Genomic DNA, 16448 nt, shown 5'->3' with positions numbered 1-16448 from the left:
GTATGCCCCCTAATCTAACGCAACCGCTAATGCATCTGCAACCGTATTTACTCCTATGATCTGTATTCCTTTCGGATGTTTCCATCCCTTCAAGCTCTTCTCTGGCATGAGAATACGTTTAAAACCAAGCTTCTCCGCTTCTTTTACCCGCTGCTCTGCCCTTGAAACGGCACGAACCTCACCGGTCAACCCAACCTCACCAAATATCACATCATACGGTTTCGTTGGAATATCGCGGAAGCTTGACGCGATGCTAACCGCGATGGCCAGATCGACCGCTGGCTCATCCAGCTTCACTCCGCCCGCCACATTCAAATAAGCATCCTGCGTTTGCAAAAACATGCCCATACGTTTCTCGAGTACCGCGATGATTAAATTCATGCGATGGTGGTCTACTCCGGTTCCCATCCGGCGAGGAGAAGGAAAATGAGTCGTGGAAATGAGTGCTTGCAATTCGACAAGGACCGGACGGGTTCCCTCCATACTCGCGACAACGGTCGACCCGGCTACGCCTAAAGGCCGCTCGGATAAGAACAGCTCCGAAGGATTGCCGACCTCACGAAGGCCATCCTCCCCCATCTCGAAGATGCCGATCTCGTTCGTTGAACCGAAGCGGTTCTTCACCGCCCGCAGCAGGCGGTAGGTGTGGTGACGCTCTCCCTCAAAATAAAGCACGCAATCCACCATATGCTCCAGCATCCTTGGCCCTGCGATGGCTCCTTCCTTGGTCACATGACCGACCAGAACGGTCGCAATCCCCTTTACCTTGGCCAGCCGCATGAAACGAGCCGTGCACTCCCGCACCTGGGATACACTACCCGGCGCGCTCGTGACCTCAGGTAAATACACCGTCTGGATAGAGTCAATCACGACAAACCCCGGTTGTACGGATTCGATGGCTTCCTCAATCGATTCCAGATTCGTCTCGCAGAGAACGAACAATTCGGGAGACAAAGCTCCAAGCCGATCCGCACGAAGTTTCGTCTGACGCACAGATTCTTCACCGGATATATAAAGAACGCGAATACCGTTCTGAGCCAAGCGATTGGAGGCTTGCAGCAGCAGCGTGGACTTACCGATACCCGGATCACCGCCAACCAGCACAAGCGATCCAGGTACGAGTCCACCGCCCAGAACCCGGTTTAATTCCGCGATCCCCGTCTGAATTCTGGGTTCCTTGCCGCTTTCTATGTTTATGATCGAAAGGGGCTTTTCTTTACTATGAAAAAGAGGGGAATTCATCCCCTGCGTCTTGATAACCGTCTCGGTCTCCTCCACCATGGAATTCCATGATTGGCAGCCCGGACATTTCCCGAACCATTTCGGCGCTTCATAGCCGCATTCGGTACAGAAAAACTTCGTCTTAGTTTTGGCCATGTAAGTCTCCTTTATGTCACCTGGACTTTGTCGAATTTCGTAAAACCCTGCAAAATCAGGCATTACTCAAAGTTTACCATTTCTTATATTTCAACGTAAAGGCTAATCGGAAACTTTACGTCATATAGAAGAGATTTGTTATTGAATCGTGCAATTTCATGCCCGCTCCGCTGCCGGATCGATCTTAAGATCGCTGGTACAGGAGGAAAATGGAATGAACACCACTACAAACAAAACCCCACTACCGGATTCTGGTAGCGGGGTTCATAACGTTATTCGGTTTCAGCTGATACAGTTGCGATGCTTTCGGTCTTGGTTACAACCAGCTCACTATTCGCTTCATCGATGATAAGCGAGTCGCCCTTGGTGATGTTCCCCTTCAGCAGTTCCTCCGACAGGCGGTCCTCAATGTGCTTCTGGATAGCCCGACGCAGCGGACGAGCACCGAAGGCAGGATCATATCCCTCCTTCGCGATAAAGGCCTTGGCCTTATCGGTAAGCTCAAACTGGACATCATACTCACGCAGTCGCTTACGCAACTCGTCGGACATCAAGGTCACGATCTCAGCAATATGCTTCTCCTCGAGGGAGTGGAATACGATGATCTCATCAATCCGGTTCAGGAACTCTGGACGGAAGCTCTTCTTCAGCTCATCCATCACTTTGCCCTTCATATTGTTATAATCACGACCAGAATCACTCACCGCTGTAAAGCCAAGGGTTGAATTCTTCTTGATCGCTTCCGCACCTACGTTCGAGGTGAGGATAATGAGGGTGTTTCTGAAATCAACGACGCGCCCTTTGGAATCTGTTAAACGGCCGTCCTCCAGAACTTGAAGCAAGATGTTAAACACTTCTGGATGTGCTTTCTCGATTTCGTCGAGGAGTACAACGGAATACGGCTTGCGGCGAACCTTCTCGGTAAGTTGACCGCCTTCCTCATAACCAACATATCCCGGAGGCGCTCCAACGAGTCTGGACGTTGAGTGTTTCTCCATGTACTCGGACATATCGATTCGTACCACTGCGTTTTCATCACCGAACATCGCTTCTGCAAGCGCACGTGCCAGTTCAGTCTTACCTACCCCAGTAGGACCAAGGAAGATAAAGGAGCCCATGGGACGCTTCGGATCCTTCAGTCCTGCTCGTGCACGGCGAACCGCACGGCTAACGGCTTTAACTGCTTCTTCTTGACCGATCACACGGCTGTGAAGAATTTCTTCCAGATTCAACAGACGCTCGGTCTCTTCCTCTTTCAGTTTATTTACAGGAATGCCGGTCCAGTTGGCCACGACATCCGCGATATCCTCAGGTGTCACTTCGGAATCGGTACGGCCTTGTTTTTCTTTCCATTGATTCTTGGTGATCTCCAGCTCTTCACGCAGCTTCTGCTCCGTGTCTCGCAGTGCCGCCGCTTTCTCGAACTCCTGACTTTGAACTGCGGCATCCTTCTCCTTACGGATGTCCTCCAGATGTGCTTCCTGATCTTTCAGATTCGGCGGAATCGTATACGTATGAAGGCGAACTTTCGAACCAGCCTCATCAATCAGGTCAATCGCTTTATCCGGAAGGAAGCGATCCGTAATGTAACGGTCGGACAATTTAACAGCTTGCTCAATCGCTTCGTCCGTAATCTTCACACGGTGATGGGCTTCATAACGGTCACGCAGACCGTAGAGTATCTGGATTGCTTCCTCAGGGGATGGCTGATCCACAGTAATTGGTTGGAATCTACGCTCCAAGGCAGCGTCCTTCTCGATATATTTGCGGTATTCATCGAGCGTTGTTGCACCGATGCACTGAAGTTCGCCGCGAGCGAGTGATGGTTTGAGAATATTGGAAGCATCAATGGCACCTTCAGCGCCACCGGCACCGATCAGCGTATGCAGCTCGTCAATGAACAACACGATGTTGCCGGCTTGGCGAATCTCATCCATGATCTTCTTCAGACGATCCTCAAATTCGCCGCGGTATTTCGTTCCTGCAACAACGGAGCCCATATCCAGCGTCATTACGCGTTTGTCACGCAGTGTCTCAGGAATCTCATTGTTGATAATACGCTGGGCCAAGCCTTCCGCGATCGCGGTCTTACCGACCCCTGGCTCACCAATCAGCACCGGGTTGTTCTTCGTACGACGGCTGAGCACTTGGATGACTCGCTCGATTTCTTTGCTGCGCCCGATAACCGGGTCCAGATTGCCTTCTTTAGCAATCGCCGTCAAGTCACGAGCAAGACTGTCGAGTGTCGGTGTACTCACGTTTTGCGGCGTACCGTGGTGGCTTGAAACGGCCTCGCTGCTGCCCAGAAGCTGCAGCACCTGTTGACGCGCTTTGTTCAAGCTAATGCCGAGGTTGTTCAGCACACGTGCGGCTACACCCTCGCCTTCACGGATCAAACCCAGCAATATATGCTCTGTGCCCACATAAGTGTGGCCCAGTTTACGAGCCTCGTCCATGGAGAGCTCAATTACTTTTTTCGCTCTAGGCGTATAAGCAATGTTGGTTGGCTGCTCCTGTCCGCGCCCGATTAATGTCTCTACTTCATCCTGAATCTTCTCAAGGCCAAGACCCAAACCGATCAGCGCTTTGGCTGCAATTCCGTCTCCCTCGCGAATAAGTCCCAGCAGGATATGTTCTGTGCCGATATTGTTGTGCCCCAGTCTTACCGCTTCTTCCTGAGCCAATGCAAGCACCTTCTGCGCACGTTCCGTAAATCTGCCAAACATCATCGTATTGCACCTCCACGTTTCAATTAATATATTTAGTCGATCGACAATCGGTGTATAGCATCATGCTGCTATACAGATCGATGCCGTCCGTTATACCTGATTAAAGCTGATTTGACTTACTGCTCACCAAGCGTCTCTCGAATTAATTTTGCGCGATACATATCCCGCTCGGATGGATTCATGCCCTCACCGAATGTCTTCTGTAAAAATCCCGGTTGTGTCTTCACATTCAATTCGTTCATAACCGGGATATCAGGACCATTGAGCAGCCCCAAATCCACGCCCAGCCGCACATCGGATAAGCGCTGAGCGGCTTCCTTCGAATCCAGCACAGCCGCGTAAGACAAGATGCCAAAGGAGCGCATAATGCGGTCCGTTATTCGAAGCTTGGATTCACTAAGAAGGCGCGCTCTCGCGTTCTTCTCGTGCTCAATGATCTGTACAACCACGCTATGAAGATTCTCAATAATCTCCGACTCGGTCTGACCGAGCGTAATCTGATTCGATATCTGAAACAGGTTACCTAATGCTTCGCTGCCCTCACCGTAAATTCCTCTAACCGTTAATCCAACTTGTGATACGGCTGAAAGAATTCGGTTAATCTGCTGAGTCATCACCAGAGCAGGTAGATGCATCATGACCGATGCCCGTAACCCCGTTCCGACGTTCGTCGGACAACTCGTAAGATAGCCTCTTTTATCGTCAAAAGCATAATCAACCTGGGATTCAAACACATCATCCAGCGTCGTCGCCCGCTCCCATGCCTCCTTGACCTGGAATCCGGGATACAAACACTGTATGCGTAAATGATCTTCTTCATTGATCATAATACTAACGGCTTCGTCTTCGGTTAGAAAAACCGCACCGTTTCTCGATTCATTCGCCAGACTCGGACTAATCAAATGCTTCTCAACAAGCACTTTCTTATCCAGTTCCTCAATCTCATTTAATTTGATGATGTGCAGGTTGCCGAATTCATCCAAATGCTCATCATCTCGAAGCACGGCGGTCAGTCGCTCCAGCACTTCTCCAGACTGCTCAGCATTCGCCAGTAGCGGGAAAGGAAGATGCTGCAGGTTACGCGCCACCCGGACTCGAGTGCTGATGACAATGTCGGAATCCTGACCGTTACCGCGCATCCACTCGCTGAGTGCTTTATCGGTAAACCGGAGATTAGACATCACGCATTCCTCCTACATAAAGTGCATAACGATTCAAGCTATTCTTGCGCCATTCCTTTCTCTAACTCACGGATCTGATCACGGATCTGCGCGGCTGACTCAAACTCCTCCTGCACGATCCGATATTGAAGCTCCTTCTTTAGTTCATCGATTTGGCGTCGGATCTGGATTCGCTCACCGGTACGTTTGGGCACTTTACCGACATGAGACGTTCCCCCGTGCACTCTCTTAAATAACGGGTCCAAACGATCTGAGAAATATTTATAACACGAGCTGCAGCCGAAACGGCCAAGCTTGCTGAATTGTGAATACGTCATCCCGCAATCCTCGCACTTCAGCGTCTGGGCCGGATGGACACCAGATGCCTGGCCTTTCCCTGAGGGATCCAGGTCCAACAGACCTGACAGCAGGCTGTGTATAGAGAAACCATTCGACGTACCGGGGATCAATTCCCCTTTTTCACGGGCACAAGATTCGCAAAAATGAAATTCCGTCTTCTCCCCGTTCACAATCTTGGTGAAATGAAGTGTCGCCGGTCTTTTACCGCACTCCTGGCATACCATGCTCTATGCCCCCCTTACGCAGACTCATTTGCCTAATAATGAAATTAACATCGCCTTCATGATCCTGGCCCGTAGTTCGTCACGGTACGGAAGCTTCACATTAAGACATTCACGCGAAATTGCCGCCCGCATGAGACTGGCTTCACGCCGGGTCAGGAACCGGGATTCTTCGAGCTGATATATCAGCCCTTCAGCAACAGTCTGATCGATCATACTGCCAATCGTATGGTGAAGATGCTGCTGCAGCGCATGATGCTGGGGAAGCTCAATTCGCTGAATGCGTATGTAACCTCCCCCACCACGCTTGCTCTCCACGAGAAAGCCTTTCTCCAATGTAAATCGGGTACTGATTACATAGTTGATCTGGGAAGGAACACAAGCGAACTGCTCCGCCAGATCGTTACGCTGGATTTCAACAGTCCCCTCAGGGCTTTCCTGCAGTATGCTCTTCAGGTATTGTTCGATAATATCAGAGATATTACGCATTGGTCTGTTCATCCTCCACTGTATGAAACGTTAAGACGGATAGTGATCTTACACGTCCGCACAGAGCCTTGCATATACGTTGATTATAACCACAATCAAAATCAGCGAACCTCTCGTTGACTTTGACTTTCTTTGACTTTGATTTCATTATAGCACATATTTTATTTTTGCCAAGAGGGGGTGAATCAAAAAATCAATCTTATCCATTTCTGAGTCCAATACCTATATTGTACCCACATTTTTATGCACTTATAGCCTTAGATGAACTTCATTTCATCCATGCTTACAAAAAAACAGCCCTTCCCAGGTTCGTTACCTGAAAAGGGCCGCTTGATATTCGGACCTGCTACCAATTATCAAATGTCATAACTGATCAAATAATGCTGCAGCTCCGTGTTGTAATAACCAATGCTGTATTCCATGATGTTTCCTTCACCGTCATAAGATGATCTTAAACGCTTTAGTAGCACGGCCCCTCGCTCCACATTGAGCAATGAAGCCAGCTCCTCGTCAGCTATCGCAGTTGTAAAGCGATCCCTGAAATTTTCCAGCGTGATTTGACTTTCTTCTATTCGGTCATATAGTGAGGGCAGTTCATCCGAAGGAAAATCTCCGCCCATATCCACAACGGAAGACAAATAATGCGTGTAAAAAATGTACGGCTTGCCATCAAGCAGATACAATCGATCAATTCGAATGCAGCGCTCCCCGAACTTCTCATATAGCGCTTCGCCGGGTTCGTTGCTCACCCACTCTTCCTTAAGGTGACGCTTGCGGATTTGATGTCCTTCTTCCACCAGTATTTCAGTAAACCGCTTGCCCTTGGAGAGCTTCGAGAACGAAGTATTCCGGATCACGATCGTCCCGATGCCGCTTCGCTTCTCTACATACCCTTCTTGATTCAGCTCTTGAATGGCATTACGGACCGTCATCTTGCTTACTTTGAATTCCTGTTCCAATTGAGGCTCGGAAGGAATATGCGAACCAAGCGGATAAACGCCGTGCAGAATACGATCCTTCATGATTTTTTTGATTTGTAAGTACAGCGGTCCGTTCTTCCGCGTGATGGACATATTTCAGCCTACCTTTCCACATCCGACAAATGCGTGTTCATCGCCTGTAAGATTTCACGCTCATTGGCTGTCGGTGTATCTCCCGTTACGGTGTGGGCCAGCATCGCCGCGCTAGCAGCGAAATTTACGGTCCGGACAGGTTCATAACCTTCCGACAGACCGTGCATGATCCCGCTCGCGTACGCATCTCCCGCTCCAATGCGGTCATGAACGGCAAAGGTGCGCGCCTGCGAGAAATGAAATGTTCCGCCCGTATAGAGGTACCCTTGCAACGAATGCGTATTATCTCCATTAATGCTGCGGTGCGTACCGGCCAACGCCGAGATGTTATACTTCTTCGCCACTTTAGGAATCAGGTCCTGCAATTGCTCGGCTCGATCTTCGTAAGCAGTCTCCATTCCGAGAATGAAAAGAGCATCTTTCTCATTCATGAACACGATATCTGCTAATGAAAGCATTTCCTCATAATGAGGCTTGGCAAAAGCGTACCGATCTGCTCCCCATAGAGAAGGACGATAATTACAATCAAACACCACCGTGCCGCCAGCCGCTTTGACTTCCCGCGCCAAAGCTTTCATCTGTGCCCGCACACCGTCGTTCATGGAAAGGGTGATGCCGCAAAAATGAATGATGTCGATGACGCGAGCCACCGCCGAGAAATCGTAAAGCTCGTCCTGGGCGGTATTAAAGCTGCTTCCCAACCGGTCGGTGTAAGTGACGCGCCCCGGTCTTACGCCGAAACCGTTCTCCAAGAAATACATCCCCACATACTTGCCGCCACGACTGGCGAGAGACGTGTTTATGCCCAGCTTCCGCAGATACGATATTGCCGCTTCACCAAGCGGGTTATCCGGCAATGTAGTAACCAGATACCCGTCGTGACCAAGCTTCGCCATCGCGGATGCAATATTGACACCCGTGCCGGAGAAGGAATAGTTCAGATGGCTCTCCTGAGCCAAGGATGCGTAACCCGGTACTTGCAGACGCATCATGACCTCGCCGAATGCAGCGATCGACTTAGGCATATTGATCAACCAGTGCTTTTAACGTACGGTGCAGTTCTTGCACGTCACTTACGATCGTATCTCCGCTAGCAGCATCGATAATTGAAGAGTAAACGTGCGGAATTACTTGCTGAACACCCGCTTCGAAAGCAATTCTTACGATCGCCTCAAAGTTCTCCTTATCAATGCCGCCCGTTGGCTCCAGCGCAAAACCTTCCTCTGCGCAAGCCTTGGCTACTGCCCGATATTCGTCCTCAAGCTTAAGTCCTTGCATCGGGAAATATTTAAGTGCATTGCCGCCCATATCGCGCACTAATGCGATCGCCGCCCTGACTGGAACAACGGCTTTATCCGATCCGGCAGCACTCATCGGTCCTGTCGAGATGTTTACATAGCCTACCTGTCCTGATGGAGATACCAGGCTGTTAATCCAGCCGTCCTGGCCGTTTAAGTTAGCCCGCGTTGCGCCTACAGCCGGGAATACTTGATTAATATGCGTGCCGGGATAGCTCTTCACGATCTCAGCGACGACGGCCGCTTGCCGGTTATCACCCGCACCGAGTCCAATCGAAACCGCATCCTCGATAGCCGAGCCATATTCCTTCATCGCGATTACCGCTTCAGCTGCATTCGGATAATTCTTGGAAAGCACGCCAACCAATACATGCCCTTCGGATGCTTCAAATACTTCCTTTGCGTTCTGAATGCTCCCCGCCAGCACGTTTAATGCCGCACGGTTCTTGTAAAGTCGCTTGTCCATATTCGCCATGTTATTGTCCCCCTGCAATTTGTTGTATTCTTGTTATGATAACCTGTAGATCATCCCCGGATAGCGAGCGTGGATCGATGTCAAAATATCCCTGACGTACGCCGTAATCGCGCGTGTAGACAGCGATATCCCCTTCGCGAAGCTGATCGTTCATCAACTTCGCACTGACACCCGCTACTTCCGCATCCACTTTTACACGTCCGCGGAAGATCGCTCGTCCCGCTTCATCCTGTACGATAGTCACGTCAACACCCGGCAGATTCGATAAAACTTTCATTTCTTCGAGCGCAGCCTTCTCCTGCTCACTCTTGTCTTCCTTCACCGTATACTCATCCAACGCCTGAAGCAAGCCGAACGTCGTCTCCTTGCCCACTTTCATGCTTCGCCCGATACCGTGCAATTGAGCTTTAACCCATTCGATGTACTGCCGCTTCCCACCGACGATGCCTGATGTTGGACCCTCGATCGCCTTGGAGCCGCTATAAATGGCAAGATCACCATATTTCACGTATTTCTGAATATCTTCCTCCGCAGCGGCATCCACAATGAACGGGATTCCGTGTGCTTGTGCCACTTCCGCGGCCTCCTCTACGGAGATCATGTTCTTCTGTACACAGTGATGAGACTTCACATACAAAATCGCAGCCGTCCGCTCATTAATGGCTTCAGCAATGTGCTCCTTGCGTCCTTCATTTGCATAACCAACCTCAACCACGTGGCCACCGCCAAGGTACACCATGGTTTCCACCGGTGCACCATACTGAACGTTATGTCCCTTGAACATGATGATTTCGTTCTTGGCAATCGGTTCCTGGTGCAGACGATCGCTGCGTCTTCGATTCCCCTGAGTCACGATGCCTGCAACTGAAAGTGCTATGCCGCTTGAGGCGGAATTGACCACAACCGCTGCTTCTGACCCGAGAATTCGTGCGATGTAATCCCCTGCTTTATCCACAAGGTCGGCAATCTCAACATAACTCTGCCCGCCGACCCGCATCGATTCCATAACCGTATCCGTCGGTGCCGATACCCCGAGAATACTCATGCGGCCACTGGCATTAACTACCCGTTTCAATCCATATCTAGCATGCAGTGAATGATCCATTGACTACCACTCCTTTAGGTTCGATATACCGATCCGCGATTCTGCTCTCACCTTCAGAATCCGTGAGGCTCAGCGCTCCTTGCTTCATCTCAAACAATGTCAGGTGAGCCGCATCCCCTACGCGGATCCGACCCAGCTCAGGTCGGCTGAGCCAGCCCGCTGCGCGGTCCGTCACGGCGGATACGACATCCTGCAGGCTGTATCCGAGATACAAGAACTTACTCATGACATTAGCCAAGCTATACACCGGTCCATTCACCCGGTTGCCGCGATAAATATCCGTGCTGATCGTGCCCGGGTGTATCCCGTGCAGCTTGGCATTCTCCGCCACGGCAAAAGAAAAGCTCGCCGTCCCATGGCCTACATCCAAGTGCACCCCACGAGCAATAGCTGCAGCTAGCTCCCGCAGCGGCTTACCTTCCGAATCAAACAGATTGTTCGCTTTCCCGTTCAGATAATGAGTGACAATGTCATCCTTCTGCAAAAGTTCGAGCACCTCTTCAATCCGTGGCGGCCCTGATCCGATATGTACCATCAATGGGAGCGATACTTGATCAGACAGCGTGCGCGCCAACCGCAGAGGTTCGACTCCATTCTCCTTGACCACACTTCGGCTGATCCTTGCCTTAAGTCCGATGATGAGGTCCGGATAATTGCACACGGCTTTCATGGCTTTCGCTGCATCAATCCACGCCAGATTGGAGAGTTCATCTATTCGCTGCAGTCCGATACGCGAAATATTCAGGAAGGCATATACGTTCGTCTTCGCCTTGGCTATCTCCGTGGCCAATTCCTCTATTTGATCCGCCCCACAACTTCCCGCATCGATGATTGTGGCTACGCCTTGCTTCACACCAATCTCATCGATGGCATCACCATAAGGTTCCAGCTTGGCGTGTGCATGTACGTGCATATCAATCCAGCCACTGGAAACATACTGATTCGTACCATCGTAGACATGTGGAGCTGTCGCCGTATTAGCGGCGGCAATATCCGTGATAAACCCGTTCTCCATTACAATGTCAAACCGAGCTTGGTCCTGTACCGTTCGAACATTGCGCAGCACGAAACGCTGCTCCAATATTGTCATATCCTCACCCCTTTACTGCTAACAATTTAACCTATACATAGCATAGCACAGATCATTCGGCACGTGAATATAACGTTATAATGTTTAAGGATTAAAGCTGGATAATAGTAAAAAAGGCTGCCGCTGGGCAACCTCTTTTTTTGAAACATCACTTCTACTTCAAATCTAAACTTCAACCTTACGGTCAATCAAGTACACCATCGTATATAGAATGAGCGCTGCCATCACGACCTCAAAAGCGATGGAGCCCCATCCCAGTAGATATTGACCTTGCGTAACATGAAAGTCGATTCCACTCTCCATTGGTACGGTGCTTATCGACCCGATCCAGTCGCTCCCTTCCCCAAAAATCATGTGAGAGAGCAATCCGAGTACATAATGGAGCAGGAAGAACGCCAAGATCCCGATCCAAATGCTGCCCTTTCTGGCCAGACTGCGAGATACAGTAATTGCAAAGAAAATGGTGAGCATCAAAAAGATAAACTTCCACGCTATTAAAATAGCTCCTGTTACCGCGTGAAAGAGCCAAGACTCCGGCAGAATAAGCTCATTCCATTCAACTCCAGTCACGTTCCTGAAAAACCAGAAGTGCAGCAGTGCAAAACAGGATAACAGGAACGTTGTTATACAAGACAAGAGCAGCACGGAGACCACAGTCCATACCGAGCGCACAGGCACCAGTCTTCGGTGATACGCCTTGATGTTGAAATCAAACGTCTTGCATGCAACCACCAGGAGCAGTACACTCGCTGTTACATAAGCCATCATGCTTAATCCGAATCGGGTCACCATACCCCAGCCCCATAGGGAACCACCCCAATTGATGGCCACCTGTATGATTAACAATACGGCCAGCGCGCCCAGCAACGTGGTCGCATTTCTCTTCCAGTCGTATTTGAGCAAGTTCATCATTCCGCATACACCTCTTTAAACATGTCATCCACGCTCTTCCCATGCTTCAGTCGAATATTCTCAACTTCATCATGCAGCACCACTTCTCCGCTACGGATAAATATCACTTCGTCAAATATCCGCTCGATGTCGCGAACCAGATGAGTAGATATGAGGATGCTGCTATCTTCATTATAAAACTCGACGATGGCATCCAGGATCTTGCCCCGGGCAACCGGATCCACGCCACCGATCGGCTCATCCAACATATACAAGCTGGCATCCCGCGACAGTGCCAGTGTTAGCTGAAGACGTTCGTTCATCCCTTTGGACAGAGCGCCGATGCGGTCGCTCTTGTTCAAATTCATGAACTGCAGCATACTGTTTGCTTTCTCCATGTTAAAGTCTTCATAGAAATCGCGGAAGAATGCGACGGCATCAGCGACACTCATCCAGGACTCCGTTACGGGGCGATCCGGCATGAATGAGACCGCCTTCTTGCTCTCCAGTCCTACAGGCATGCCCTTGATTTGGATGGTCCCAGACGAGGGCTGGGCCAATCCTGCGGCGATTTTCATGAACGTGCTTTTTCCGCTGCCGTTCGTGCCGAGTAGCCCAATGATTTTGCCGCCGCCAATCTGAATATTCACATCATGCAGCGCCTTTCGGCCACCCATGTACGTCTTCGTTAAACCCTTTGTCTCCAATATAGGTTGCACAATAATTCACCTCCACTTCGGATTACGGTTGTTTGACTGCATCTTCTACGATTGATACGATATCTTGTTCTTGAAAGCCAAGTTCCTGCATACCGCGGATAAATCGCTCCAGCAGTTCGCCGGCCATTTCTTTTTTGATGGTCATGATTTTGGACTCCTCATTGGTTACATATCGGCCTAAGCCGCGCCGTGTTTCCACAATACCCTCACGCTCCAATTCTTGAAATGTTCGCTGTACCGTGTTGGGGTTAATCTGAAGTTCCCCTGCTAGTTCCCGCACCGAAGGAATTTTATCTCCTGGTTGAAGGTTACCGATTATTATTTCTTTCTTTACATACGTCATGATCTGTAAATAGATCGGCAGATTATTATCAAAGTCTATACTCACGATTGGGTTGCTCCTTTCCGCCGCTCTATCTCGAACTCCGTTCTTTTACGCGACATCCCGTTTTTTAAAGGTAACAAAGCCTGTCGCAAGGAACAAGAGGAGATATACAGCGAGCACAATAATTGAGAACGTCAAACTCATACCTGGCACAGGAGTATTTCCGCCCCCGCTGTACATACCTAGATCCACATTGAAAAACAGCAAGTATTTGGACCAGGAATACCGGGCGAGCAGTTGTACAGCCAGATTCTCTGAAATGACCATAAACATGCCAATCCATATCGCCGGTCCCGTCGATCGAGTCAATATACCGACCATGAAGCTAAGAGTAACGTAGATGACGGTATAGATGAGACTGTATAGGCTCGCGACTAGGACCTCATTCAGCCCGGCTGAACCGTCGCCCATGCCGAATGTGATCTGACCGGTTAGCACCGACACAACGAATAAGAGTGCCACCAAGGTTAGTGAATAGATCAAAACGGCTACATATTTCGACGCGAGGATCGCAGTACGGCTCTGGGCGCGAATAAGCAAAAGCTTAATGGTCCCAAGACTATGCTCCTTCGCTACGACACCCGCCGAAACCACAATGGCGAGCAATGTCATCATCTGGCCCATACCGTTGGTACTTACCATCATTCTGGCAAACGCATAACCGTTATCTCCACCACCGATGATCTTAAACAATAGATATGCCGCGGAAATCACCATGACGATCAATAGGGCGTATGGTACGAAAAAACTGCGTTTTTTAAACATTTTAAGCCATTCGTTCCACACCAGATTTCCAAAGTTACGCAATGCGGTTACCCCCCGTCCATTTCAGGAATTCCTCTTCCAGCGAGGATTTGTTCTCTTCTACTCGGTATACCTTCACCTTAGACTCGCACAAGCTTTCTATTAGTTCGGGTATGCGCTCTTCCGTCAGTTGGAGAACGATTGATCCATCTGTATGGCGATGATTAAGCAACTGGACGTCTTCGAACTTACTTATCGCACGCTCTGCTAGTTCGGTATCATGAACTCTTATCGTAAGTGTAGTGAGTTCTTCGCCAGTAATGCTACTACCAATGGATCGTTCCGTGACCAACTTGCCCTCTTGGATTACAACGACTCGGCTACACATCAGTTCCATCTCCGAGAGCAGGTGGCTGGATACGAGAATGGCTATGCTTCATCCCGTGCAATCTGCTTGAGATAGTCACGCATTTCGCGAATGCCCGCAGGATCCAGACCGTTTGTGGGTTCATCCAGAATCAATATCGAAGGATTATGCAGTAAGGCCTGTGCGATCCCAAGACGTTGACGCATACCCAGGGAATAACCGCGCACCTTCCTGTGTATCGCATCCTGAAGCCCCACTAACTTTACGACCTCCATGATTCTCGTAATGGTTACTCCCTCGGACATTCGTTGGTACTGCCTGAGGTTATCGTATCCACTCATGTACGGATAAAACTCAGGATTCTCGATGATGCCCCCAACATGCCGTATCGCCTCGACATACTGCTCCTGAACGTTATGCCCTTGAACATGGACAGATCCACCTGAGATACCGATTAGACCTACGATCATTCGAATGGTCGTTGTCTTCCCGGCCCCGTTCGGACCTAGCAATCCAACAATTTCTCCACGGCGTATTTCAAACGACAGTCGATCTACGATGTTCTTGCCGCCGATGGTCTTCGTAACTCCGTTTACCATTAGCACAACAGGTTGTTCTGCTTGCCTCTTATCCGATAAACGCTGCTTTGTCTCCGAGGAAGAGCCAGTCTGTGAGATGGTCGCATGATTTATATGAGATGAATGGTTCGTATTCGTGATTAAGTTGGAACTTGTCATAATATCTCCCCTTCATTGTATCGGTGTTATAGTTGAATAGTACACTAATTCATTGTGATTGTAAAGCCTAATTTATGAATTTGATTTTATTGACAATTGAAATTTGGTATTCTATACTTGAACCGTCATATAACCTTTAGGTTATATGATGTGGATGGGAGGAGGTTCATTCATGAGTGATATCTATCGGGCGATTTCCGATCCTATCCGGAGGCAGATATTGAATATGGTTGCGCACCGGGAACTGCCGCAGATCGATATCGTGAAAGCATTTCATATCTCGCAGCCTGCGGTTAAGAAACATTTGACCATTTTGCTGGAAGAGAAGCTAGTACTTGAACGCAGAGAAGGCAAGTATTGTTTCTATCGCTTGAATGCTCCTGTATTTGAGCAAGCATACTCTCAACTGCAATATGAGATCGGTCGTATTCTGGAGCACAAACTAAGCACACTGCAACAATATCTCGAGGAGGAATCTTAAATGAAGACTATTTATAAGCATGTCAAAAGAGAAATCGTCATCCGCACTTCCCCTGAGAGGGCTTGGAAAGCCTTAACCGATCCGGAGGAGCGTAACCGCTGGGAAACTCGACATTGTGAAATCGATTTGAAGCTTGGAGGCAAGATCGCTTTAGACTACGGGTGGGGTGTATCCTACACGGGTGTCATTGAGGAACTTATTCCGAGCCGCAAGCTTACCGTTAAGGGCGAAGATGGTGAGCTCACGATCTGGACGATCGAGCCCCATACTGACGGGACGCTAGTCGCTATTGAATACACCGGACTGTGGTCAAATGAACAAGAATATATGATGATGGAGAATATGGCCTTCGGTACGTATCGGTTCATGCGCAATATGAAGAGTGTACTGGAGAATGATCAAGATATCCGCTCTACCTTCTGGTCCAGTTGGATCGGCATGAATCATTATACATATCAGGGTGAGTCGCTCAAGGGTGTCAAGTCATAGAGATCTTCCCTGGCACTTCCGCAGTGGGTATGCTTGAGATCGGGGATGTCATTACGCGCGCAGGCGGCAACGACATTCAGTTGTATGATGAGTTGGAGGACATCGTTACCTCCATGTCGCCTGGCGAGGAAGTAACGCTCGAATTCGTGAGGGATGGGATATATCTTAGCGTAACCCTGCCTGTACTTCCTTATGGGCAAAAACAGATTTTGGCTAAGTGATATAGGAAAAGACCGCTATCGATTGCTCGATAGCGGT

17 protein-coding genes and 1 pseudogene are annotated in these 16448 nt (G+C 49.4%); 3 read left to right on the top strand and 15 right to left on the bottom strand.

The window, feature by feature from the left end; translation table 11 throughout:
- Positions 1 to 9: 9 nt before the first annotated feature.
- The 15 genes and pseudogenes from radA to JCM10914_RS22025 form a co-directional block, all read right to left on the bottom strand.
- Complete coding sequence (radA, locus tag JCM10914_RS22095; protein WP_023964860.1) at positions 10 to 1377, bottom strand: DNA repair protein RadA; 1368 nt, start codon at positions 1375 to 1377, stop codon at positions 10 to 12.
- Positions 1378 to 1649: 272 nt separating this feature from the next.
- Complete coding sequence (clpC, locus tag JCM10914_RS22090) at positions 1650 to 4106, bottom strand: ATP-dependent protease ATP-binding subunit ClpC (protein ID WP_023964858.1); 2457 nt, start codon at positions 4104 to 4106, stop codon at positions 1650 to 1652.
- A gap of 116 nt (positions 4107 to 4222) precedes the next feature.
- Positions 4223 to 5287, bottom strand: a complete 1065-nt coding sequence (locus JCM10914_RS22085; protein WP_023964856.1) for a protein arginine kinase — start codon at positions 5285 to 5287, stop codon at positions 4223 to 4225.
- A gap of 38 nt (positions 5288 to 5325) precedes the next feature.
- Positions 5326 to 5850, bottom strand: coding sequence for a UvrB/UvrC motif-containing protein (locus JCM10914_RS22080; RefSeq protein WP_023964854.1), 525 nt, complete (start codon positions 5848 to 5850; stop codon positions 5326 to 5328).
- A gap of 24 nt (positions 5851 to 5874) precedes the next feature.
- Positions 5875 to 6336 carry a CtsR family transcriptional regulator gene (locus JCM10914_RS22075; RefSeq protein WP_023964852.1) on the bottom strand — a complete coding sequence of 154 codons (462 nt, stop codon included), beginning with the start codon at positions 6334 to 6336 and terminating at the stop codon, positions 5875 to 5877.
- Positions 6337 to 6692: 356 nt separating this feature from the next.
- Positions 6693 to 7409 carry a GntR family transcriptional regulator gene (locus JCM10914_RS22070; RefSeq protein WP_023964850.1) on the bottom strand — a complete coding sequence of 239 codons (717 nt, stop codon included), beginning with the start codon at positions 7407 to 7409 and terminating at the stop codon, positions 6693 to 6695.
- Between the two features lie 8 nt (positions 7410 to 7417).
- The gene (locus JCM10914_RS22065) at positions 7418 to 8434 is read right to left on the bottom strand and encodes a sugar kinase (protein ID WP_023964848.1); all 1017 of its coding nucleotides are present in this window, start codon (positions 8432 to 8434) and stop codon (positions 7418 to 7420) included.
- Positions 8427 to 9182, bottom strand: a complete 756-nt coding sequence (locus tag JCM10914_RS22060) for a KDGP aldolase (protein ID WP_023964846.1) — start codon at positions 9180 to 9182, stop codon at positions 8427 to 8429. The genes JCM10914_RS22065 and JCM10914_RS22060 overlap by 8 nt, the downstream gene beginning before the upstream one ends.
- A gap of 1 nt (position 9183) precedes the next feature.
- Positions 9184 to 10287, bottom strand: a complete 1104-nt coding sequence (locus JCM10914_RS22055) for a DgaE family pyridoxal phosphate-dependent ammonia lyase (RefSeq protein WP_023964844.1) — start codon at positions 10285 to 10287, stop codon at positions 9184 to 9186.
- Positions 10265 to 11368 (bottom strand): amidohydrolase/deacetylase family metallohydrolase, encoded by a 1104-nt coding sequence (locus JCM10914_RS22050; RefSeq protein WP_036719603.1) that lies wholly within the window; start codon positions 11366 to 11368, stop codon positions 10265 to 10267. Before JCM10914_RS22050 ends, JCM10914_RS22055 begins: the two co-directional genes overlap by 23 nt.
- A gap of 174 nt (positions 11369 to 11542) precedes the next feature.
- Positions 11543 to 12289, bottom strand: a complete 747-nt coding sequence (locus tag JCM10914_RS22045) for a hypothetical protein (protein WP_023964840.1) — start codon at positions 12287 to 12289, stop codon at positions 11543 to 11545.
- Positions 12286 to 12987, bottom strand: coding sequence for an ATP-binding cassette domain-containing protein (locus JCM10914_RS22040; protein ID WP_023964838.1), 702 nt, complete (start codon positions 12985 to 12987; stop codon positions 12286 to 12288). Before JCM10914_RS22040 ends, JCM10914_RS22045 begins: the two co-directional genes overlap by 4 nt.
- A gap of 22 nt (positions 12988 to 13009) precedes the next feature.
- On the bottom strand, positions 13010 to 13375 hold the full coding sequence (locus JCM10914_RS22035; protein WP_023964836.1) for a GntR family transcriptional regulator: 366 nt from the start codon (positions 13373 to 13375) through the stop codon (positions 13010 to 13012).
- Between the two features lie 45 nt (positions 13376 to 13420).
- Positions 13421 to 14179, bottom strand: a complete 759-nt coding sequence (locus JCM10914_RS22030; protein ID WP_023964834.1) for an ABC transporter permease — start codon at positions 14177 to 14179, stop codon at positions 13421 to 13423.
- Positions 14172 to 15082 (bottom strand): annotated as a pseudogene (locus JCM10914_RS22025) (ABC transporter ATP-binding protein). Before JCM10914_RS22025 ends, JCM10914_RS22030 begins: the two are co-directional and overlap by 8 nt.
- 310 nt (positions 15083 to 15392) lie before the next feature.
- Between JCM10914_RS22025 and JCM10914_RS22020 the strand changes: the two are divergent.
- From JCM10914_RS22020 to JCM10914_RS22010, 3 genes are read left to right on the top strand one after another with little or no spacing between them, the layout of a single operon-like run.
- On the top strand, positions 15393 to 15701 hold the full coding sequence (locus JCM10914_RS22020; protein ID WP_023964828.1) for a metalloregulator ArsR/SmtB family transcription factor: 309 nt from the start codon (positions 15393 to 15395) through the stop codon (positions 15699 to 15701).
- Entirely contained in the window at positions 15702 to 16190 is a 489-nt protein-coding gene (locus JCM10914_RS22015; protein ID WP_023964826.1) for an SRPBCC family protein, read from the top strand.
- Between the two features lie 29 nt (positions 16191 to 16219).
- A complete protein-coding gene (locus JCM10914_RS22010) occupies positions 16220 to 16411 on the top strand; it encodes a PDZ domain-containing protein (protein ID WP_023964824.1) in 192 nt (63 codons plus the stop codon).
- The last annotated feature ends 37 nt before the right edge of the window (positions 16412 to 16448 follow it).

This window comes from Paenibacillus sp. JCM 10914 (assembly GCF_001315105.1).
In the GTDB taxonomy this organism is placed as follows: domain Bacteria; phylum Bacillota; class Bacilli; order Paenibacillales; family Paenibacillaceae; genus Paenibacillus_AQ.
Note: the sequence above shows the minus strand (reverse complement) of the source record. Positions and strands in the feature narration are given on the sequence as shown.